Raw genomic sequence first — 20075 nt, 5'->3', positions numbered from 1 at the left:
CATGCACGAAGGCGCCTCGCCCAACCTGTCGCGGGTGTTCATCGAGCGCCCGGTCGCCACCGTGCTGCTGGCGGTGGCGGTGATGCTGTGCGGCCTGCTGGCCCTGCGCCAGCTGCCGGTGGCGCCGCTGCCGCAGGTCGACTACCCCGCGATCCAGGTCAGCGCCAGCATGCCCGGCGCCAGCCCCGAGTCGATGGCGGCCACCGTGGCCACCCCGCTGGAGCGGGCGCTGGGCAGCATCCCCGGGATCACCCGCATCACCTCCAGCAGCAACCAGGGCAGCACCCGCGTCGACCTGCAGTTCTCGCTGGACCGCGACATCGACGAGGCCGCGCGCGAGGTCCAGGCCGCGCTCAACGCCGCGCGCGCGCAGCTGCCCTCGGGCATGCCGGGCATGCCGCAGTACCGCAAGATCAATCCGTCGCAGGCGCCGATCATGACCATCGCGCTGAGCTCGGACACGCTCACCCCGGCGCAGGTGTTCGACGTGGCCTCGACCGTGCTGGCGCAGAAGATCGCGCAGGTGCCGGGCGTGGGCGAGGTCGGCGTCGGCGGCGGCTCGCTGCCGGCGGTGCGGGTCTCGCTCAACCCCGGCGCGCTGAACCAGTACGGCATCGCCCTGGAGGACGTGGCCGCGGCGATCCGCAACGCCAACGCGCTGCGCCCGCTGGGCACGGTGGCCCGCGACGACCGCCAGTGGCAGGTCGAGGCCGGGCTGCAGCTGCGCACAGCGGAGGAATACCGCGACCTGGTGGTGGCCTGGCGCGACGGCCGCGCGGTGCACCTGCGCGACGTGGCCCAGGTCGGCGAAGGCACCGAGAACCGCTACGCCTCCGGCTTCCACAACCGCCGCGCGGCGGTGCTGATGATGGTCAACCGCCAGCCGAACGCGAACATCATCCGCACCGTGGACGCGATCCACGGGCAGATGGACACGCTGCGGGCGCTGCTGCCGGCAGGCGTGGACATGAAGGTGGTGATGGACCGCTCGCCGGTGATCCGCGCCACCCTGCGCGAGGCCGAGGCCACCCTGGTGCTGGCGATCGGCCTGGTGGTGCTGGTGGTGCTGGCGTTCCTGGGCAGCTGGCGCGCGGCGCTGGTGCCCTCGCTGGCGATCCCGGTCTCGCTGTTCGGCGCGCTGGCGATCATCTGGCTGGCCGGGTTCTCGCTCAACACGCTGTCGCTGATGGCGCTGATCGTGGCCGCGGTGCTGGTGGTGGACGACGCCATCGTGGTGCTGGAGAACATCTCCCGGCACCTGGCCGCCGGCCTGTCGCCGGTGGCGGCGGCGATGCGCGGCGCCGGCGAGGTCGGCGCCACCCTGCTGTCGATGAACATCGCCCTGGGCGTGGTGTTCGTCTCGATCCTGTTCCTGGACGACTTCGTCGAGAAACTGTTCCGCGAGTTCTCGCTGACCCTGGTGGCGGCGATGGCGGTGTCGGTGGCGGTCTCGCTGAGCTTCACCCCGGCGCTGTGCTCGCGCCTGCTGCGCAGCGCCGGCCCGGACCGGGTGGTGCCGCCGTGGGAGCGGCTGGGCGAGCTGCTGTTCGGCGGCCTGCGCCGGCTGTACCTGCGTTCGCTGGACCGCAGCCTCGCCCGCCTGCCGCTGATGCTTTGCCTGCTGCTGGGCACGGTGGCGCTCAATGCCTACCTGTTCGCCAAGGTGCCCAAGGGCACGGTGCCGCAGCAGGACACCGGCCAGCTGCGCGGCTTCATCCGCGGCGACGACGGCCTCTCGTTCCAGGTGATGCAGCCGAAGATCCAGGCCTACCGCGAGTTCCTGCTGCAGGACCCGGCGATCGCCGACATCGCCGGCTACATCGGCGGCGGCACCGGGGTGAACAACGGCTTCGTGATGATGCAGATGAAGCCGCTGGCCGAGCGCAAGGTCTCCAGCCGCGAGGTGATCGACCGCCTGCGCCGGAACCTGCCCAAGGTGCCCGGCGGCAACCTGTGGTTCTGGGTGGACCAGGACATCCGCATCGGCGGCGGCAACGACGACGGCAACCTGGACCTGCAGCTGCTGGCCGGCGACATCGGGCCGCTGCGCGAGTGGACGCCGAAGGTGCAGGAGGCGCTGGCGGCGCTGCCGCAGCTGGTGGACGTGGACTCCAGCGGCGACGAGGGCATGCGCCAGGTGCGCCTGGAGATCGACCGCGAGGCGGCGGCGCGGCTGGGCGTGGACATGCGCACGGTCGGCACCGTGCTCAACAACTCCTTCAGCCAGCGCCAGGTGGCCACGCTTTACGACAGCCTCAACCAGTACCGGGTGGTGATGGAGCTGGATCCGCGCTACACCACCTCGCCGGAGACGCTGGACCAGGTGTACGTGATCGCCGCCGGCGGCCACCGCGTGCCGCTTTCGGCGATCGCCAGCTGGGGCTACGGCATGGCCCCGGACCGGATCCAGCACCATTCGCAGTTCGTCTCCACCCGGATCAGCTTCGCCCTCGCCCCGGGCGTCACCCTGGGCGAGGCCACCGCGGCGATCGAGCACGCGATGGCGAAGATCATGCTGCCCACCGAGGTCCAGGCCCGGCTCGGCGACGAGGCCGGCAGCCTGCAGGACCTGCGCAACCGCCAGGCGTGGCTGATCCTGGGCGCGGTGCTGGCGGTATACCTGGTGCTGGGCGTGCTGTACGAGAGCTTGGTGCAGCCGCTGGCGATCCTGTCGATCCTGCCTTCGGCCGGGATCGGCGCGCTGGTCGCGCTGCTGCTGTTCGACGGCGAGCTCAACCTGATCTCGCTGCTGGGCCTGTTCCTGCTGGTGGGCGTGGTGATGAAGAACACCATCCTGATGGTGGACTTCGCGCTGGCGGCGCAGCGCGAGGGCCAGCCGGCGCAGGCGGCGATCCTGGAGGCGGCGAAGCTGCGCTTCCGCCCGATCCTGATGACCAGCGTGGCCGCGCTGCTGGGCATGCTGCCGCTGATGCTGGCCACCGGCGAGGGCTGGGAAATGCGCCGCCCGCTGGGCATCGCCATCGTCGGCGGCCTGCTGGTCAGCCAGGTGCTGACGCTCTACACCACCCCGGCGGTGTTCCTGGCCCTGGACCGGCTGCGCGAGCGGATGGCGGGAAGGACGGGATTGGTGGTTCGGGATTCGTGATTCGGGATCCGTGATTCGGGATTCGGGATTGGCAGGAGCGCTTGCTGGTACCGGCCGGGCTGGCGGAAGGGTCGTCGCCCGGATAACCCAAGCGCATCCGGGATCCAGGTGCGATTGCAGGCCCAACCCTGCGCGGCCGCGTCTCCGGGAGTGGGATCCGGATTCGGATTGGTCGTGGTCTGCAAGGCCACCATGGATTCCTGGCGACGCAGCCGCCTACGAATCACCAGTCACCAATCACCAGTCACCAATCACCAATCACCAATCCCGAATCACCAACCACCAATCCCCGTCACGCCAACGGCTCCCAGGGGGCATGGGCGGCGGCGGATGCCAGCAAGGCGTCCAGCTCCGGCGACGGCGCGAATTCCACCGTGTCGATGGCGGCGATGCGCTGCACGCCGCTGGCGTTGGCCGCGAACGCGGCGGCGAAGTCGCCGACCTCGCCCAGCGCGACCGGCCGCACCTGCTGCATGCAACCCAGGGTCCCAAGCCCGGCCTGCAGCAGCTGCTCGGCGGTGCCGCGCAGGGCCGGGCCCGCCGGCCAGGTGATGCCCCGCCCGTCCCAGAAGCCGATGTTCCAGACCGTGCCTTCCACCACCCGTGCGTCCGCGCCCGTGCCGTCCACGAACAGCGCATCGTCATAGCCGTCCCGCATGGCCAGGCGCCGGTGCTGGAACAGCGGGAAGGTGGCCACGTGCTTGAGGTGCGGGAACGGACGCACGAAGGCGACGCTGCGCACCCGGATCGCCTTGCCCGATGGCCGTGCCGGCGCGGTGGCGGAGACCAGCACGTCCGCCTGCAGCGCGCGCAGCGGCTGGCGGTGGTCGAAACCGCGCGCGAACACGGCCACGCGCAGGGAGCAGTCGCCGCCTTGTTCCGCCGCGGCCTGGGCCATCCAGGCCCGGACCTGGGCCTCATCAAGCGCAGCGTCGAACAGCTCGGCGTTGCCCTGGCCCAGCCGCGCCAGGTGCAGCTCCATGCCTTGGGCGCGGCCACCACGCACCTGCAACGCGGTGAAGTGGCCGTAGTTCACCTGCGCCAGCGCGCGCAGGCCCTCGGGATCGGAGGCGGCCGGGCGGCCGTTGAGCAGGAAGCTGCCCGAAGGCGGCTGCGTCATCGCGTCCTCCATCGTCCTCGACCGGGCCAGCCGGCCGGCGCCGGGGCCGCGTGGCCAGCCCGCGCGTGGATCAGCGGAACGGCATGCGGCCCATGCCGCCCATCATGCCCTGCAGGCCGCGCATCATCCCCTTCATGCCGCCGCGGCCCATCTTCGCCATCATCTTCTCCATCTGCTGGTACTGCTTCAGCAGCTTGTTGACGTCGGCCGGGGTGGTACCCGAACCGCGGGCGATGCGGGCACGGCGCGAGCCGTTGAGCAGGCCCGGGTTGCGCCGCTCCTTGGGGGTCATCGAGCCGATGATGGCGATCATGCGCGGCACCTCGCGGCTCTGCGCCACCTGCTGCTTGAGGTGCTCGGGCACCTGGCCGAGGCCGGGCAGCTTGTCGATCAGGCCGGCGATGCCGCCCATGTTCTGCATCTGCTCCAGCTGGTCGCGCATGTCGTTGAGGTCGAACTTCTTGCCCTTGGCGACCTTGGCGGCCAGTTTGGCGGCCTTCTCCTGGTCGACGGTCTGCTCGACCTGCTCCACCAGCGACAGCACGTCGCCCATGTCGAGGATGCGCGCGGCGACGCGGTCGGGGTGGAACACGTCCAGGCCGTCGACCTTCTCGCCGGTGCCGACGAACTTGATCGGCTTGCCGGTGATGTAGCGCACGGAGAGCGCCGCGCCGCCGCGGGCATCGCCGTCGGTCTTGGTCAGGACCACGCCGGTCAGCGGCAGGGCGTCGGAGAACGCCTTGGCGGTGTTGGCCGCGTCCTGGCCGGTCATGGCGTCGACCACGAACAGGGTCTCGGCCGGGTTGACCGCGGCGTGCAGGGCCTTGATCTCGGCCATCATCGCCTCGTCGATGGCGAGGCGGCCGGCGGTATCGACGATCAGCACGTCGACGAAGGATTTCTTCGCGTCCGCGATCGCGGCGCGGACGATGTCCTCCGGCTTCTGCCCGGCGTCGGACGGGAAGAACAGCACGCCGGTCTGTTCGGCCAGGGTCTTCAGCTGCTCGATCGCGGCCGGACGGTAGACGTCGGCGCTGACCACCATCACCTTCTTCTTGCGCCTTTCCTTCAGGTGCCTGGCCAGCTTGCCGACGGTGGTGGTCTTGCCGGCGCCCTGCAGGCCGGCCATCAGGAACACCGCCGGGGCCGGGACGTTGAGATTCAGGTCGGTCGCGGCCGAGCCCATCACCGCGGTCAGCTCGTCGCGCACCACCTTGATCAGGGCCTGGCCCGGGGTCAGCGACTTGAGCACCTCCTGGCCAACCGCGCGCACCTTGATGCGCTGGATCAGGGCCTGGACCACCGGCAGGGCGACGTCGGCCTCCAGCAGGGCGATGCGCACCTCGCGCACGGCCTCGCTGATGTTGGACTCGGTCAGCCGGCCGCGGCCGCGCAGCCGCTCGAGGGTGCCGGACAGGCGCTGGGTCAGGGATTCGAACATGCAGGCGGACCGGAAGGCGGAAAACGGCCGGCGATTATAGCGGGCGCGGGGCAGTGCCCCCGTCCGTTGCGCCTGCGCACTGTGCCCGGCCGGTTCCGGCCCCGGGCACAGGTTGAACAGGCAATATTTGCGCTTGCAAATATTGCCAGGGCGAGTATCCTCCCGTCCCCATGTCTTCGCCCCCCGTCTGCTCCGGCTCCAGCCTCGGCCTGCTCGTGCGCCAGGTCCGCGACGCCATGCGCGCGCGCTGGCAGCACGAGCTGGTCAAGGTCGGCCACGACCTCACCTTCAGCCAGTTCCTGATCATCAAGAAGCTGTCCGAGGGCGTGGCCAACGCCACCGAGCTGGCGCGCATCGCCGAACTGACCCCGGGCGCCATGACCCGCCTGCTGGACAGGCTCGAGGCCCGCGGCCTGATCGTGCGCGGCGCCGATCCGGGCGACCGCCGCGCGCTCAACATCCGCCTGACCGAAGGCGGCAAGCAGATCGCGCGCGACATCGCCCAGTGCGGCGAGCGGGTCAGCGAGGCCGCCTTCGCCGGCCTGGACGAAGCCCAGCGCGCGCAGTTCGTGCGCCTGCTGGAGCAGGTCCGCGACAACCTTTCCATTCCGGAAACCTGACCGATGCCTGCCCTCCCCCACCCCGGCCGCCGCCTGGCGGCCATCGGTACCCTGTCCCTTGCGCTCGCGCTGGCCGGCTGCGCCAGCACCGGCGGGCTGGAGCCGGCCGCGCAGTTGCGCGATGCCGACACCCATGCCGCCGCGCGCAGCCTGGACGGCGCGCCCACCAGCCCGGCCGCGTTCCCGCGCCAGGACTGGTGGCGCGCCTTCGGCGACCCGCAGCTGGACACGCTGGTCGCCGAGGCCCTCGACGGCAGTCCCTCGCTGGTGGCCGCCGACGCCCGCCTGCGCAAGGCCCGCGCCCAGGCCGGCCTCGCTTCCGCCGCGCGCAAGCCGACCGTGGCCGGCAGCGCGCAGTACGCGGTGGCCCAGCTGCCCGAGGGCCTGGCCGGCGAGGAGCTGGGCGGCCAGCTGATGCACAACGCGGTGCTGATGCTCAACTTCGAGTGGCCGCTGGACGTGTGGGGCGGCAGGCGCGCCGACTACGAGGCCGCGCTGGGCGAGGCCCGCGCCAGCCAGATCGAGGCCCAGGCCGCACGCCTGTCCCTGGCCGCGAACGTGGCGCGCAGCTACATCGCCCTGGCCCAGGCCCACGAGGCGCACGACATCGCCCTGCGCGAGCAGCAGCGCAGCGAGCGCCTGCTGCAGCTGGGCCGCCAGCGCGTGGACGCCGGCATCGACGGCGCGCTGTCGCTGCGCAACGCCGAGACCGCCATCGCCACGGCCAAGGCCCAGGTGGAGGCGGCGCAGCAGCAGATCGACGCCCTGCGCACTGCCCTGGCCGCGCTGCTGGGCCAGGGCCCGGACCGCGGCCTGGACATCGCCCGCCCACGCCTGCTGCAGGCTCCCGCGCCGGCGCTGCCGGGGGTGCTGCCGAGCGAACTGCTGGGCCACCGCCCCGATGTGGTCGCCGCGCGCTGGCGGGTCGAGGCCGCGGCGCAGGGCATCAAGTCGGCCAAGGCCACCTTCAGGCCCAGCATCGACCTCAGCGGCCTGGTCGGCCTGGCCGCCACCGACTTCGCCGACCTGTTCGACGGCGACGCCGTGCTCGGCTTCGGCGGCCCGGCAATCAGCCTGCCGATCTTCGACGCCGGCGCGCGCCGCAACCGGCTGGATGCGCGCAATGCCGACTACGACCTGGCCGTGGCCCGCTACAACCAGGGCGTGGTCGATGCCCTGCACGAGGTGACCGACGCAGTCCAGGCGATCCGCTCGCTGGACGCGCAGGAACGCTCGCTGCAGGAGGCGCGCGCCTCCGCCGAGGCCGCGCTGCAGCTGGCCGAGGCCCGCTACCACGCCGGCATCGGCAGCCAGCTCGAGGTGCTGTCCGCGCAGCGTCCGCTGCTGCAGGTCGAGCAGCAGCTGGCGGCGCTGCGCGCGCAGCGCTACCTGGCCGCGGTCGACCTCGACCGCGCGCTTGGCGGCGGCCTGTCCTTCGACGCGCCCGCTACCGCATCCACCGCCTCCGAACCGAACTCCTGAGCCCCCCACGCCCATGACCACCGAAACCAATCCGCAAGTGACTGCGCCGGCCGCGCCCGCCAGCAATGGCAAGCGCCAGCGCGCCCTGAAGATCCTGCTGCTGGTCGTGGTCCTGGCCGGCGCCGCCTGGCTGGCCTGGTACCTGCTGTACGCCCGCTGGCACGAGGACACCGACGACGCCTACGCCCAGGGCAACGTGGTGAGCGTGGTGCCGCAGACCGCCGGCACCGTGGTCGGCATCCAGGCCGACGACGGCGACCGGGTCGAGGCCGGCCAGGTGCTGGTGCAGCTGGACCCGAACGACGCCCAGGTCGCCTACGACCAGGCCGTGGCCAACCTGGCCGCGACCGTGCGCCAGGTGCGCGGTTACTTCGGCAGCGCCGACGCTGCCCAGGCCGAACTGCGCGCGCGCCAGGTCGCGGTCGAGCAGGCACGCGCCGACGTGAAGCGCCGCGAGGGCCTGGTCGCCAGCGGCGCGATCTCGCGCGAGGAACTGGCCCACGCCCGCGACGTGCTCGCCGCCGCCGAGGCCGCGCTGGGCACCGCCCGGGGCAACCTGCAGCGCAGCCGCGCCCTGGTCGATGCCACCACCGTGCAGGAGCAGCCGCAGGTGCAGGCCGCCGCCTCGCAGCTGCGCCAGGCCTACCTGGGACTGCAGCGCACCGCGATCGTCGCCCCGGTGTCCGGCTACGTGGCCAGGCGCCAGGTGCAGCTGGGCCAGCGCGTGCAGCCCGGCGCCACGCTGATGACCGTGGTGCCGCTGGAGCAGATGTGGGTGGAGGCCAACTTCAAGGAAACCCAGCTGGCGCGCATGCGCATCGGCCAGCCGGTCGAGGTCAGGGCCGACCTGTACGGCGGCAGCGTCCGCTACCAGGGCAAGGTCGCCAGCCTCGGCCTGGGCACCGGCAGCGCGTTCTCCCTGCTGCCGGCGCAAAACGCCTCGGGCAACTGGATCAAGATCGTGCAGCGCGTGCCGGTGCGGATCGAGCTGGACCCGGAGCAGCTGGCCACCCATCCGCTGCGCCTGGGCCTGAGCATGCATGTCGACGTGGACGTGCGCGATGACAGCGGCCAGGTGCTGGCGCAGTCGCGCGGCGAAGGCGAGCCGCGCTTCTCCACCGCCGTCTACCGCAGGCAGCTGGACGAGGCCAACGCGCTGATCACCCGGATCATCGAGCAGAACCTGCCGCGCGCGCACGGCTGACGGACGCCCTCCCCCATGTCCTCCACCGCCGCCACCGCCCCCGGATCCGGCGCCGCGCCACGCGCGGCCGCCGCGGCCCAGCCATTCCGTCCGCCCAGCGTGGCCCTGGCCACCCTGGGCCTGGCGCTCGCCTCGTTCATGCAGGTGCTGGACACCACGATCGCCAACGTCTCGCTGCCGACCATCTCCGGCAACCTCGGCGCCAGTGCCAACCAGGCGACCTGGGTGATCACCTCGTTCGCGGTCAGCAACGCCATCGCCCTGCCGCTGACCGGCTTCCTCAGCCGCCGCTTCGGCGAGGTGCGCCTGTTCCAGTGGGCGACCCTGGCCTTCGTCGTCGCCTCCCTGCTGTGCGGCATCTCGCAGAGCATGGGCATGCTGGTGGCATCGCGCGCCCTGCAGGGCTTCGTCTGCGGCCCGATGTACCCGGTGACCCAGGCCCTGCTGCTGTCGATCTATCCACCGGCCAAGCGCGGCCAGGCCATCGCCCTGCTGGCGATGGTCACCGTGGTCGCGCCGATCGCCGGCCCCATCCTCGGCGGCTGGATCACCGACAACTACAGCTGGGAGTGGATCTTCTTCATCAACGTGCCGATCGGCCTGTTCGCGGCCTGGGTGGTGAGCTCGCAGATGAAGGGCCGGCCCGAGCGCACCGAGAAGCCGAAGATGGACTACATCGGCCTGGCCAGCCTGGTGCTGGGCGTGGGCGCGCTGCAGATCATGCTCGACCTGGGCAACGAGAAGGACTGGTTCCAGTCCACCGAGATCGTGGTGCTGACCATCGTCGCGGTGGTCGCACTGGCGGTGTTCGTGATCTGGGAGCTCACCGAGAAGGATCCGATCGTCAACCTGCGCCTGTTCCGCCACCGCAACTTCGCCGCCGGCACGGTGGCGATGGTCACGGCCTACGCCGCGTTCTTCGCCATCGGCCTGATGGTGCCGCTGTGGCTGCAGCGGAACATGGGCTACACCGCGATCTGGGCCGGCTTCGCCACCGCGCCGATCGGCATCCTGCCGGTGCTGCTGACCCCGTTCGTGGGCAAGTACGCCACCCGCTTCGACCTGCGCATGCTGGCCAGCCTCGCCTTCGTGGCGATGGCCACCACCAGCTTCATGCGCGCCGGCTTCAACCTGGACGTGGACTTCCAGCGCGTGGCGATGATCCAGCTGGTGCAGGGCATCGGCGTGGCCCTGTTCTTCATGCCGGTGCTGACCATCCTGCTGTCGGACCTGGAGCCGCACGAGATCGCCGCCGGGTCCGGCCTGGCCACCTTCGTGCGCACCCTGGGCGGCAGCTTCGCCGCCTCGCTGACCACCTGGGCCTGGAACCAGCGCACCACCATTCACCATGCGCGCCTGACCGAGCACCTGCCCGCCAGCGACGAAGGCGTGCGCCAGCTGGCGATCCAGCTGGGCCAGGGCGACCTCACCCGCGGGGCGCTGATGCTCAACCAGGAGATCGGCCAGCAGGCCGCGCAGATCGGCTTCAACGAGATCTTCCACCTGCTTGGCATCATCTTCCTGGCGGTGATCGTGCTGGTGTGGTTCGCGCGGCCGCCGTTCACGGCCAAGGGGCCGCGGCCGGTGGGCGGCGACCACTGAGCGCGCCCGCCGCCGCGGCGGGCGCGCAGCACGGCCACACACAGTGCCGCCCCGGGCACCGCGCCAGGCTGGCATGATGGCCGGCCCATCCCTCCCGCGCCGCCGCCAGCGGTGACGCCGCGACGCTGCCTTGGCGCCCGCCGTGGCGGTCAAGGCAACCCATGGCATTCCGGTTGGCCGCGGCGCTATGCGACACTCACGCGATGACAATCGTTCTCATTGCCGCACTTGCCTACCTGACCGCCGCGGGCCTGCTGTTCCGCGCCATGGGCCAGGGCCGGCCGCAGCCGGGACGCGCCTGGCTGGCCGCGGCGGCACCGGCGGTCCTGCTGCACGCCGCCTACCACCTCCTCGTCGCCTGGCGCACGCCCGGCGGCCCGGACATGCACTTCTTCTCCGCCCTGTCGCTGGTGGGCATGGGCATGGCCGGCATGACCATGCTGGTGGGCGCGCGCGGACGCATGGCCGCGCTGGGCGTGTTCGCCTTCCCGCTGGCGGCGGCGCTGCTGGTCGCCTACCACCTGCACGGGCACACCACCTCGACGGTGCTGGGCTGGCGCCTGCAGCTGCATGCCTGGCTGGCGCTGCTGGCCTACGCCACCCTGGCCATCGCCGCGATGCTGGCGGTGATGCTGCGCATCCAGGAGCGCGCGTTGCGCCGGCGCACCTTCAGCACCTGGCTGCGCTCGCTGCCGCCGCTGACCGAACTGGAGTCGCTGCTGTTCCGCACGATCGGCGCCGGCTTCGCCCTGCTGAGCCTGACCCTGCTGACCGGCGTACTTTTCGTCGAGGACTTCCTGTCCCAGCACCTGGTGCACAAGAGCGTGCTGAGCATGCTGTCGTGGCTGGTGTTCGGCGGCCTGCTGCTGGGCCGCTGGCGCTACGGCTGGCGCGGCGTGCGCGCGGTGCGCTGGACCCTGACCGCGATGGTGCTCCTGCTGCTGGCCTTCTTCGGCAGCAAGTTCGTGCTGGAACTGGTGCTGGGCAGGCCCTGAACCGCCATGCGCTCGACCGCACGGCGCCCGCACCGGCCCACCCGTAGCCGGCCCGCTCCCCGCGGGGCGGCGGTCCTGGCCGCGGCCCTCGCCGCGCTGCTGCCCCCGGCATCGGCGCTGGCCACGCCGCCGGATGCCGGCCAGGTGCAGCGCCAGGCCGAGCGCGCGCTTGGCATGGCGCCGGTGGCGCCACCCGCGCCCGCGACGCGCGAACAGCCCGCGGCCGACGAAGCCGGGCCACGGTTCGAGGTCCGCCGCTTCCGCCTGGAAGGCGCCACCCTGCTGCCGGAGGCGACCCTGCAGGAAGCGCTGGCGCCCTGGCGCGACCGCCCGCTGCGCTTCTCCGACCTGCAGGCGGCCCTGCGCCGGATCGTGGCGCTCTACCGCGCCCACGGCTGGTTCGCCCGCGCCGAACTGCCGGAACAGGACATCACCGACGGCACGGTCGTCGTGCAGGTGCTGGAAGGCCGCCTTGGCCGGATCGGCGTGCTGGACGCAGGCAGCCGCGCGCGCGGCGACTTCGTGGCCGCCATGGCCGGCCGCGGCCTGCGTGCCGGCGAGCCCTATCCCATGTGGCGGCTGGAGCGCGGCCTGCTGCTGGCCAACGACCTGCCGGGCGTGTACGTCGACGGTGTGCTGCAACCCGGCCAGGAACCGGGCACCAGCGACCTGGTGCTGCAGGTCGAGGACGGCCCGCTGTTCGGCGGCAGCCTCGCGGTCGGCAACGACGGCAGCCGCTACACCGGGCGCGCGCAGGCGATCGGCCGGCTGACCGTGGACAACCCCAGTGGCTACGGCGACCAGCTCGGCGCCACCGTGATGCGCGGCGAGGAGCTGGAGTACGCCGGCGCCAGCTACACCCTGCCGCTGGGCGCCAGCGGCCTGCGCGGCAGCCTCGGCTATACCGACCTGCATTACCGCCTGGGCAAGGAGTTCGAGGAGCTGGAGGCGCGCGGCGCCTCGCGCCTGTACCGCGCCGGCGTGAGCTATCCCCTGCTGCGCAGCGAGGCGGCCAACCTCGAGATGGAGCTGGCCTGGGCCCGGCGCCTGCAGGAAGACGCCAGCCTCGGCGAGGAGCTGCGCCGGCGCCGCCTGCACGACCTGACCCTGAGCCTGTTCGGCGATGCCGTGCACGCCGGCAGCGGCCATACCGCCTGGATCCTGGACCTGGCCCATGGCCGCGTGCGCCTGGGCCTTCCGGTCGAGCTGGAGTTCGACAGCGCCGGCGTGCACGGCGATTTCTCCCTCGCCCGGCTGGAGCTGCGCCACGACCGCTGGCTTGGCCGGGACTGGTACCTGCGCGCGCGCGTCAACGGCCAGTGGGCCGACGGCAACCTCGATTCCTCGCAGCAGTTCGTGCTCGGCGGCCCCTCGGGCGTGCGCGGCTATCCGGTCAACGAGGCGCCCGGCGACAGCGGCGCGCTGGCCCAGCTGGAACTGCACCGTGTGTTCCCGGCGCCGGGCAGCAGCGAGGTCGACGCCTTCCTGTTCGCCGACGGCGGCCGCATCCGCGCGCGCCAGGATCCCTGGGACCCGGCGCTGGTCAACCGCTACGGCCTGGCCGCGGCCGGGCTGGGCCTGCGCTGGTACCGCCGCGGCACCACCCTGGGCCTGGCGCTCGCCGCACCGCTGGGCGACAACCCGGGCGGCCTGGACGGCGCCAACCAGGATGGCACCCGCCGCGGGCCGCAGCTATGGTTCAACCTGCGCCAGCGCTTTTCGCCATGACCCACCGCTCCGGCCCCAGCGAGTACACCGCCATGCGCCCGACCCGCATCCATGTCCTGTGCCTGGCCACGGCCGCCACCCTGGCGCTTGCGGCCGGCGCCGGCGCGCAAGAGCGCGATGCCCTGCCGCAGGACGGGCGCGTGGTCGCCGGCAAGGCCGACCTGGCCCGCCACGAGCGCAGCCTCACCATCACCCAGCACAGCCAGCGCGCGATCCTGGAATGGCGCAGCTTCGACATCGGCGCCGATGCCGCCGTGCACTTCGTCCAGCCCGATGCCTCGGCGGTGGTGCTCAACCGGGTGCTGGGCGGGCAGCCTTCGCGCATCGCCGGCCGGCTTTCCGGCAACGGCCACGTCTACCTGGTCAACGCCGCCGGCGTGCTGTTCGCGCCCGGCACGCAGGTGGACGTGGGCCGGCTGGTGAGCACCGGCCTGGACATCGCCGACAGCGAATTCATGGCCAGCGACGGCCGCTTCGACCAGGCCGCTCCGGAAGGGCTGCTGCCGATGGCACCGGGCGCAGGCAATCCGCCGCTGCCCCTGCGGGTCGCCGATCCGCAAGCGGAAGATGCCGAACCGCCGGCCGGCGCAGGCGCCGCGCCCGGCCGCGGCCTGCTGACCCTGGATGCGGGTGCCGGCGGGCACCTGCGCATCGGCCTGCAGCCGGAGCAGGTGCAGGCGCTGGTCGACGAGGGCGGCCTGCAGGAGGATGGCGGGGACCTGGTGCTGTCGGATGCCGGCAGCGCCGCCCTGGTTTCCAGCGCGGTGGCCACGGGCACCACGCCGCAGGCGCGCGGCGTGGCCGTGCGCGACGGTCGGGTGCTGCTGGTGGCCGTTCCCGCCGGCGCCGCCCCGGCGGCGCCGCAGGCCTCCGCACCCGGCCGTCCCTGAGGCGCCGCCGCGCTCAGGCGTGTTCCAGCGCGTCGGCCAGGCGCTCGACCGCGATCACTTCCAGGTCCTTGTACTTCGTGCCGCCACGCGGCGCGTTGGCCCTGGGCACGATCGCCCGCCTGAAACCATGCGTGGCCGCCTCGCGCAGGCGCTCCTCGCCATTGGGCACCGGGCGGATCTCGCCGGACAGGCCGACCTCGCCGAAGGCGATGGTCTTGTCCGGCAGCGGCTGGTCGCGCAGCGAGGACAGCACCGCCAGCAGCACCGGCAGGTCGGCCGCGGTCTCCTGCACGCGGATGCCGCCGACCACGTTGACGAACACGTCCTGGTCGCCGACGGCCACGCCGCCATGCCGGTGCAGCACCGCCAGCAGCATGGCCAGGCGGTTCTGCTCCAGGCCCACCGCGACCCGGCGCGGGTTGGACAGCGGCGAGGAATCCACCAGCGCCTGCACCTCCACCAGCAGCGGACGGGTGCCCTCGCGGGTCACCATCACGCAGCTGCCGGGCTGGCGCGCGCTGCCGGAGAGGAAGATCGCCGAAGGGTTGGGCACTTCCTTCAGGCCCTTCTCGCCCATCGCGAACACGCCCAGCTCGTTGACCGCGCCGAAGCGGTTCTTGAACGCGCGCAGCACGCGGAAGCGGCTGCCGCTCTCGCCCTCGAAGTACAGCACCGCGTCGACCATGTGCTCGAGCACGCGCGGGCCGGCGATGCCGCCCTCCTTGGTGACGTGGCCGACCAGGAACACCGCGGTGCCGGTCTCCTTGGCGTAGCGCACCAGGCGCGCGGCGCTCTCGCGCACCTGGCTGACCGAGCCCGGCGCGGCGGTCAGGGTCTCGGTCCACAGGGTCTGCACCGAATCGGCCACGATCAGCCGCGGCTTGGCCTCCGCCGCGTGCCGCAGGATCGATTCGACCCCGGTTTCGGCCAGCGCCTGCAGGTTGTCCAGCGGCAGGTCCAGGCGCATCGCGCGCCCGGCCACCTGGGCCAGCGATTCCTCGCCGGTGACGTACAGCGCCGGCAGCTGCGCGGCCATCTTCGCCACCGCCTGCAGCAGCAGGGTGGACTTGCCGATGCCCGGGTCGCCGCCGACCAGCACCACCGCGCCCTCGACCAGGCCGCCGCCCAGGACCCGGTCCAGCTCGCCGATGCCGGTGGACACGCGCACCTCGGCGGCCTGGGTGACGTCCTTCAGCGCGGTGACCTTCGGCGGGTCGACCTTGCCGGCCCAGCCGCTGCGACGCGCCGCCGGCGTCGCCGTGCCCGCGGCGGAGGCCGGCTCCAGCACCACCTGCGAGAGCGAGTTCCAGGCACTGCACTCGCCGCACTGCCCTTGCCACTTGCTGTACTCGGCGCCGCATTCGCCGCACACGTAGGCGGTGCGCGCCTTGCCCGGTTTCGCCATGCCATCGATGCCTTTCATCCAACGAGGGCGGCAGCATACCCGCCGCGGTTCGCGCCGGCTGAGACGCACGCGCCCGGCCGGGCAGGCCAAGGCAGGCGGCCCGCCGCCGCGCGCACCGCCGATGCCCCGTCCCCGGCCCCGCTGGCCTGCGCGGCGCCTGTCCGGTTAGAATCGCGCCCCCGGCCGCTGCGGCGCCCGGCCTGCCGGAATAGCTCAGTTGGTAGAGCGGCGCATTCGTAATGCGTAGGTCGTAGGTTCGAATCCTATTTCCGGCACCAATCCCGAACGCCCGGCCCCGTGCCGGGCGTTCGTCCTTCCGGCCGCCCTAGCCTTCCACCTCCGCTCCCGGCGGCGTCATCGCCAGCGGCCCGGATCCAGCCATCAAGCGACGGCACTCCAGGCCCGGGCAGCCGCTGATTGCAGCCGGCGCGCCAACAGAGGGCACCTGGAGGCTCCTCCTCTTCCCGCCCGGACCGGCCAGCCGGTCATCCTTCCGGGAACAGCCCGCCCTGCAGCGCCGGATAGACGAGGCCATCGCCGGCCGGGCGCGCATCGGGGTTGCCGGGGTGCGGCTGCGCCGGGCCGGCGTCGAGGATGTGCAGGACCAGCCAGCCGCGGTGCTGCAGCAGGTCGGAGAGCAGGCGGCGGTGGCAGCGCCACCACACCGCCTCGGCGCACATCAGCGCGGTGCGTTGCGTGGCTGCCAGTTCCAGTGCCGCGGCCAGGCCCTCGCCGAATTCGGTGCTGGCCATGTGGTCGGCGTAGCCGCGGAAGCCGGCATTGCGCCAGGCGGCGTTGGGCGAATCCGGCCGCGGTGCGCGGCGCCCGCCCAGCTGCGGCAGCCAGCGGTAGCCGATCCCGGCCTGCGGCAGCGCGCGGGCCAGGGCGTCGCTGGCGAACCATGGGTAGCGCCGCGAGCCCGGGTAGCGGCGCACGTCGGCGATCGCGCCGATGCCGTGCGCGCGCAGCAGCTCCAGGAACGCCTCCCACTCCAGGGTGGAATGGCCGACGGTCCAGATGGTCGGCGCCGCCGGGTCCTGCCTGTCGTGCTGCCGTTGCGCCATGTCGTCCGCCGCCAGGGATCCGGCCGCCAGCATGGTCCCCGCCCGGTGAAAGCACGGTCGCCCGTGCGCCGCGCGCCCGGTGCTAACGTAACCGCCCCATCCGCGACCCGACCGTCCATGCACCGGACCGCCTTCCTGCTGCGCCCGCTCCTGCTGCTCTGCCTCGTCCTCGGCGCGCCGGCCCTGGCCGACGAGCCCGACGTGGACGCGGGCCGGCGCCAGCTGGAGACGATCGCCACCCGCCTGGAGCGCTACGAGCACGATGCCGAGCTCGCCAAGGCGCGCGAGGCGGTGCTGGAGATCCAGGCCGCGGCGCAGGCGCTGATCGACGGCCGCACCCCGGAGCTGCAGAGCCTGGACGCGCGCCTGGCCGAACTGGGCGAGGTGCCGGAAGGCCAGGACGAACCCGGCGACGTGGCCCGCGAGCGCCGCGTCCTGCAGGACCAGCGTGCGGCGGTGGATGCGGAACTGCGCCAGGCACGGCTGGCGGTCGTGGAAGGCACGCAGCTGCTGGAGCGCATCGCCACGCTGCGCCAGCAGCGCTTCTTCGGGATGCTCTCGGAGCGGACCACGCCGCCGTGGCGGCCGGCGTTCTGGCGCCAGCTCGCCGCCAGCGCCCCGCGCGACCTGGGCCGGGTGCGCAAGCTGTGGCACGCCGTCGTCGAGGCCAGCCGCGAACACTGGAAGGCGGCCGGCCTGCAGCCGCTGGTGAGCCTGGGCCTGGCCGTGCTGCTGGCGGCCGGAGCCTGGTGGCTGGGCCGCCGGATCCCGGAGCTGGCCACCCGGCACGTGCCGCCGGGCCGCCTGCGGCGCTCGGCCCCGCCGACGCTGCGGGTGCTGCTGGCACTGGTCGCAGCGCTGTGCGTGGCGCAGCTGGTACGCGGCGCGCTGCTGCCGGATGCGCCGCCGGCCGCGGTGGCGGCGCTGGCCGGGCATGCGCTGGCGCTGGCGGTGTTCGTGGCGGTGGCCACCGCCCTGGGCAGCGCGCTGCTGTCGGTGGACCGGCCCTCGTGGCGCCTGCCGGCGATCTCCGACGCCGGCGCCAGGGCGCTGCGCGTGTTCCCGCTGCCGGCGGCGCTGGTGATCGCCCTGGCCAGCCTGGGCCAGGAGGTGGTCCGGCTGGCCGCGACCAGCCTGGACCTGGCGGTGGCCATCACCGGCCTGTCGGCGGCGCTGTGCGTGGCGCTGGTGCTGGTGGTGCTGCTGCGGATCCAGCGCCTGCAGCCGCTGGCCGACGCGGGCGACGCGCCGCAGGTCCACTTCCGGCCGTGGATGAACGTGGCCGTCAGCCTGGGCTGGATCGGCAACGCGGTCGCGTTCCTGGGCCTGGTGGCCGGCTACGTGGCGCTGTCGGCCTTCGTCGGCATGCAGGTGATCTGGGCGGTGATGGTGGCCGCCACGGCCTGGCTGGCGATGCGCTTCGTCGACGACCTGGTGTGCACGGTCCTGGCCTCGCGCGGCGCCGCCGGCAGGCGCATCAACACCCGCTTCGGGATCGAGCCGCGCCTGGTGGACCGCGCCGCGGTGCTGCTGTCGGTGGCCTTGCGCGCGGTGGTCGCGCTGGCGGCGCTGATCGCGCTGGCCATGCCCTGGGGCGCCGGCGGCACCGACCTGGTCGACCGCAGCATGCAGCTGCTGCGCGGCATCACCATTGGCGAGCTGGTCCTGAGCCCGCGCAACATCGTCCGCGCCCTGCTGGTGTTCGCCGGCGCCAGCCTGCTGCTGCACCTGTTCCGGCGCTGGCTGGAACGCCGCCTGCTGCCGACCACGCGCATGGACGAGGGCATGCGTGCCTCGGTCGCGACCCTGGTCGGCTACGCCGGCATGGTGCTGGCGATCGCGATGGCGCTGGCGGCGATCGGGGTTGGCCTGGAGCGGATCGCGTGGATCGCCAGCGCGCTGTCGGTGGGCATCGGCTTCGGCCTGCAGGCGATCGTGCAGAACTTCATCTCCGGCCTGATCCTGCTGGCCGAGCGCCCGGTCAAGGTCGGCGACTGGGTGGTGGTGGGCGACGCCGAGGGCGACATCCGCCGGATCAACGTGCGCGCCACCGAGATCCAGACCGGCGACCGCACCACGGTGCTGGTGCCCAACTCCGAGCTGATCACCAAGGCGGTGCGCAACCGCACCTACGCCAACGCCGAGGGCCTGGTGAAGATCCAGCTGCCGATGCCGCTGTCGACCGACCCGGACCGGGTGCGCGACCTGCTGCTGGAAGTGTTCCGCGAACACCCGGCGATCCTGGAAACGCCCGCGCCCTCGGTGGCGATCGACAACATCACCAACGACCGCATCGTGTTCAGCGCCAGCGGCTACGTGCCCTCGCCGCGCCAGGCCTCGGCCACGCGCAGCGCGCTGCTGTTCGAGATCCTGCGCCGGCTGCGCGCGCAGGAGATGCCGCCGGGCTGAGCCGGCGCGCCGCGCTCAGTCGACCAGGCGCAGGCGCAGTTCCTTCGGCAGGGCGAAGACCATGTTCTCCGGCTCGCCCTCCAGCTCGGTGACGCCGCCGGCGCCCAGCTCGCGCAGGCGCTCGATCACCCCGTCCACCAGCACCTGCGGCGCGGAGGCGCCGGCGGTCAGGCCGACCCGCTGCTTGCCGGCGATCCAGGCCGGATCGATCTCGTGGGCGCCGTCGATCAGGTACGACTCCACGCCCTCGCGCCGGGCCAGCTCGGCCAGGCGGTTGGAGTTGGAGCTGTTGGGCGAGCCGACCACCAGCACCAGGTCGCAGCGGCGCGCCAGTTCGCGCACCGCATCCTGGCGGTTCTGGGTGGCGTAGCAGATGTCGTCGTTCTTCGGCCCCTGGATCGCCGGGAAGCGGCGCTGCAGGGCCTCGATGATGCCCCGGGTATCGTCCACCGAGAGCGTGGTCTGGGTGGTGTAGAACAGGTTCTCCGGCTGGCGCACCTCCAGCCTGGCCACGTCCTCCACGCCTTCCACCAGGTAGATGCTGCCGCCGCCGCACTGGGCGTCCCACTGGCCCATCGTGCCCTCGACCTCCGGGTGGCCGGCGTGGCCGATCAGGACCACGTCGCGCCCGGCGCGGCAGTGGCGCGCCACCTCCAGGTGCACCTTGGTCACCAGCGGGCAGGTGGCGTCGAACACCTTCAGCCCGCGGCGCGCGGCCTCGTTGCGCACGTCCTTGGACACGCCGTGGGCGCTGAAGATCACGGTGTTGCCGTCGGGGACCTCGTCCAGCTCCTCGACGAAAATCGCGCCGCGGGCGCGCAGGTCGTCGACCACGAAGCGGTTGTGCACCACCTCGTGGCGCACGTAGATCGGCGCGCCGAGGGTCTCGATCGCGCGCTTGACGATCTCGATCGCGCGGTCGACGCCGGCGCAGAAGCCGCGGGGGTTGGCGAGGATGACGTCCATGGGCGGGATTATCCGATATCCGGGCCGCGGCGGCCGGCCGCGG

Annotated in this window: 14 protein-coding genes and 1 tRNA gene; 10 read left to right on the top strand and 5 right to left on the bottom strand. The window is 72.8% G+C overall.

Annotated features, from left to right (window positions below):
- Position 1: 1 nt before the first annotated feature.
- Positions 2–3106 (top strand): efflux RND transporter permease subunit, encoded by a 3105-nt coding sequence (locus tag PSEJ31_RS0110290; protein WP_028915402.1) that lies wholly within the window; start codon positions 2–4, stop codon positions 3104–3106.
- A 292-nt stretch (positions 3107–3398) separates the two neighbouring features.
- Here the strand turns inward: PSEJ31_RS0110290 and PSEJ31_RS0110285 are convergent, their stop codons facing one another.
- Together PSEJ31_RS0110285 and ffh are read right to left on the bottom strand one after the other, a co-directional pair.
- Entirely contained in the window at positions 3399–4226 is an 828-nt protein-coding gene (locus PSEJ31_RS0110285; RefSeq protein ID WP_232211015.1) for an aminotransferase class IV, read from the bottom strand.
- A gap of 70 nt (positions 4227–4296) precedes the next feature.
- Positions 4297–5667, bottom strand: a complete 1371-nt coding sequence (gene ffh / locus PSEJ31_RS0110280; RefSeq protein ID WP_028915400.1) for a signal recognition particle protein — start codon at positions 5665–5667, stop codon at positions 4297–4299.
- Between the two features lie 170 nt (positions 5668–5837).
- Between ffh and PSEJ31_RS0110275 the strand changes: the two genes are divergently transcribed.
- The 7 genes from PSEJ31_RS0110275 (at position 5838) to PSEJ31_RS0110245 (ending at position 14188) form a co-directional block, all read left to right on the top strand.
- Positions 5838–6287: a MarR family transcriptional regulator gene (locus tag PSEJ31_RS0110275; protein ID WP_019398721.1), complete on the top strand. Its 450-nt coding sequence runs from the start codon at positions 5838–5840 to the stop codon at positions 6285–6287.
- A 3-nt stretch (positions 6288–6290) separates the two neighbouring features.
- Positions 6291–7769: an efflux transporter outer membrane subunit gene (locus PSEJ31_RS0110270; RefSeq protein WP_028915399.1), complete on the top strand. Its 1479-nt coding sequence runs from the start codon at positions 6291–6293 to the stop codon at positions 7767–7769.
- 13 nt (positions 7770–7782) lie between these two features.
- On the top strand, positions 7783–8973 hold the full coding sequence (locus PSEJ31_RS0110265) for an efflux RND transporter periplasmic adaptor subunit (protein WP_028915398.1): 1191 nt from the start codon (positions 7783–7785) through the stop codon (positions 8971–8973).
- A gap of 15 nt (positions 8974–8988) precedes the next feature.
- Positions 8989–10575 carry a DHA2 family efflux MFS transporter permease subunit gene (locus PSEJ31_RS0110260; RefSeq protein WP_028915397.1) on the top strand — a complete coding sequence of 529 codons (1587 nt, stop codon included), beginning with the start codon at positions 8989–8991 and terminating at the stop codon, positions 10573–10575.
- A 203-nt stretch (positions 10576–10778) separates the two neighbouring features.
- Positions 10779–11570 (top strand): cytochrome c biogenesis protein CcsA, encoded by a 792-nt coding sequence (ccsA, locus tag PSEJ31_RS0110255; protein WP_028915396.1) that lies wholly within the window; start codon positions 10779–10781, stop codon positions 11568–11570.
- A gap of 6 nt (positions 11571–11576) precedes the next feature.
- Entirely contained in the window at positions 11577–13298 is a 1722-nt protein-coding gene (locus tag PSEJ31_RS0110250; RefSeq protein ID WP_019398716.1) for a ShlB/FhaC/HecB family hemolysin secretion/activation protein, read from the top strand.
- Positions 13295–14188 (top strand): filamentous hemagglutinin N-terminal domain-containing protein, encoded by an 894-nt coding sequence (locus tag PSEJ31_RS0110245; protein WP_028915395.1) that lies wholly within the window; start codon positions 13295–13297, stop codon positions 14186–14188. The genes PSEJ31_RS0110250 and PSEJ31_RS0110245 overlap by 4 nt, the downstream gene beginning before the upstream one ends.
- Before the next feature lie 13 nt (positions 14189–14201).
- On the opposite strand, the gene radA is transcribed toward PSEJ31_RS0110245, so the two are convergent.
- Entirely contained in the window at positions 14202–15593 is a 1392-nt protein-coding gene (gene radA, locus PSEJ31_RS0110240; RefSeq protein WP_028915394.1) for a DNA repair protein RadA, read from the bottom strand.
- A 202-nt stretch (positions 15594–15795) separates the two neighbouring features.
- Here radA and PSEJ31_RS0110235 point away from each other — a divergent pair.
- Positions 15796–15871: transfer RNA gene (locus tag PSEJ31_RS0110235), tRNA-Thr, on the top strand.
- 207 nt (positions 15872–16078) lie between these two features.
- Here PSEJ31_RS0110235 and PSEJ31_RS0110230 read toward each other — a convergent pair.
- A complete protein-coding gene (locus PSEJ31_RS0110230) occupies positions 16079–16657 on the bottom strand; it encodes a DUF488 domain-containing protein (protein ID WP_028915393.1) in 579 nt (192 codons plus the stop codon).
- Between the two features lie 117 nt (positions 16658–16774).
- On the opposite strand from PSEJ31_RS0110230, the gene PSEJ31_RS0110225 reads away from it, so the two are divergent.
- Positions 16775–19066: a DUF3772 domain-containing protein gene (locus PSEJ31_RS0110225; protein ID WP_028915392.1), complete on the top strand. Its 2292-nt coding sequence runs from the start codon at positions 16775–16777 to the stop codon at positions 19064–19066.
- Positions 19067–19081: 15 nt separating this feature from the next.
- On the opposite strand, the gene ispH is transcribed toward PSEJ31_RS0110225, so the two are convergent.
- Entirely contained in the window at positions 19082–20032 is a 951-nt protein-coding gene (gene ispH, locus PSEJ31_RS0110220) for a 4-hydroxy-3-methylbut-2-enyl diphosphate reductase (RefSeq protein WP_019398711.1), read from the bottom strand.
- Positions 20033–20075: the final 43 nt, after the last annotated feature.

Source organism: Pseudoxanthomonas sp. J31, from assembly GCF_000510725.1.
Classification (GTDB): domain Bacteria; phylum Pseudomonadota; class Gammaproteobacteria; order Xanthomonadales; family Xanthomonadaceae; genus Pseudoxanthomonas.
The sequence above is the reverse complement of the archived record's forward strand: the minus strand, read 5'-3'. Positions and strand labels throughout refer to the sequence as shown.

What these genes read in the sequence shown, in the direction of transcription:
- PSEJ31_RS0110270 (WP_028915399.1), top strand. Translation starts at nt 6,291, where the DNA reads ATGCCTGCCCTCCCCCACCCCGGCCGCCGCCTGGCGGCCATCGGTACC.
- radA (WP_028915394.1), bottom strand. Translation starts at nt 15,593, where the DNA reads ATGGCGAAACCGGGCAAGGCGCGCACCGCCTACGTGTGCGGCGAATGC.
- PSEJ31_RS0110275 (WP_019398721.1), top strand. Translation starts at nt 5,838, where the DNA reads ATGTCTTCGCCCCCCGTCTGCTCCGGCTCCAGCCTCGGCCTGCTCGTG.
- PSEJ31_RS0110265 (WP_028915398.1), top strand. Translation starts at nt 7,783, where the DNA reads ATGACCACCGAAACCAATCCGCAAGTGACTGCGCCGGCCGCGCCCGCC.
- ispH (WP_019398711.1), bottom strand. Translation starts at nt 20,032, where the DNA reads ATGGACGTCATCCTCGCCAACCCCCGCGGCTTCTGCGCCGGCGTCGAC.
- PSEJ31_RS0110245 (WP_028915395.1), top strand. Translation starts at nt 13,295, where the DNA reads ATGACCCACCGCTCCGGCCCCAGCGAGTACACCGCCATGCGCCCGACC.
- ffh (WP_028915400.1), bottom strand. Translation starts at nt 5,667, where the DNA reads ATGTTCGAATCCCTGACCCAGCGCCTGTCCGGCACCCTCGAGCGGCTG.
- PSEJ31_RS0110225 (WP_028915392.1), top strand. Translation starts at nt 16,775, where the DNA reads ATGCACCGGACCGCCTTCCTGCTGCGCCCGCTCCTGCTGCTCTGCCTC.
- ccsA (WP_028915396.1), top strand. Translation starts at nt 10,779, where the DNA reads ATGACAATCGTTCTCATTGCCGCACTTGCCTACCTGACCGCCGCGGGC.
- PSEJ31_RS0110230 (WP_028915393.1), bottom strand. Translation starts at nt 16,657, where the DNA reads ATGGCGCAACGGCAGCACGACAGGCAGGACCCGGCGGCGCCGACCATC.
- PSEJ31_RS0110285 (WP_232211015.1), bottom strand. Translation starts at nt 4,226, where the DNA reads ATGACGCAGCCGCCTTCGGGCAGCTTCCTGCTCAACGGCCGCCCGGCC.
- PSEJ31_RS0110290 (WP_028915402.1), top strand. Translation starts at nt 2, where the DNA reads ATGCACGAAGGCGCCTCGCCCAACCTGTCGCGGGTGTTCATCGAGCGC.
- PSEJ31_RS0110260 (WP_028915397.1), top strand. Translation starts at nt 8,989, where the DNA reads ATGTCCTCCACCGCCGCCACCGCCCCCGGATCCGGCGCCGCGCCACGC.
- PSEJ31_RS0110250 (WP_019398716.1), top strand. Translation starts at nt 11,577, where the DNA reads ATGCGCTCGACCGCACGGCGCCCGCACCGGCCCACCCGTAGCCGGCCC.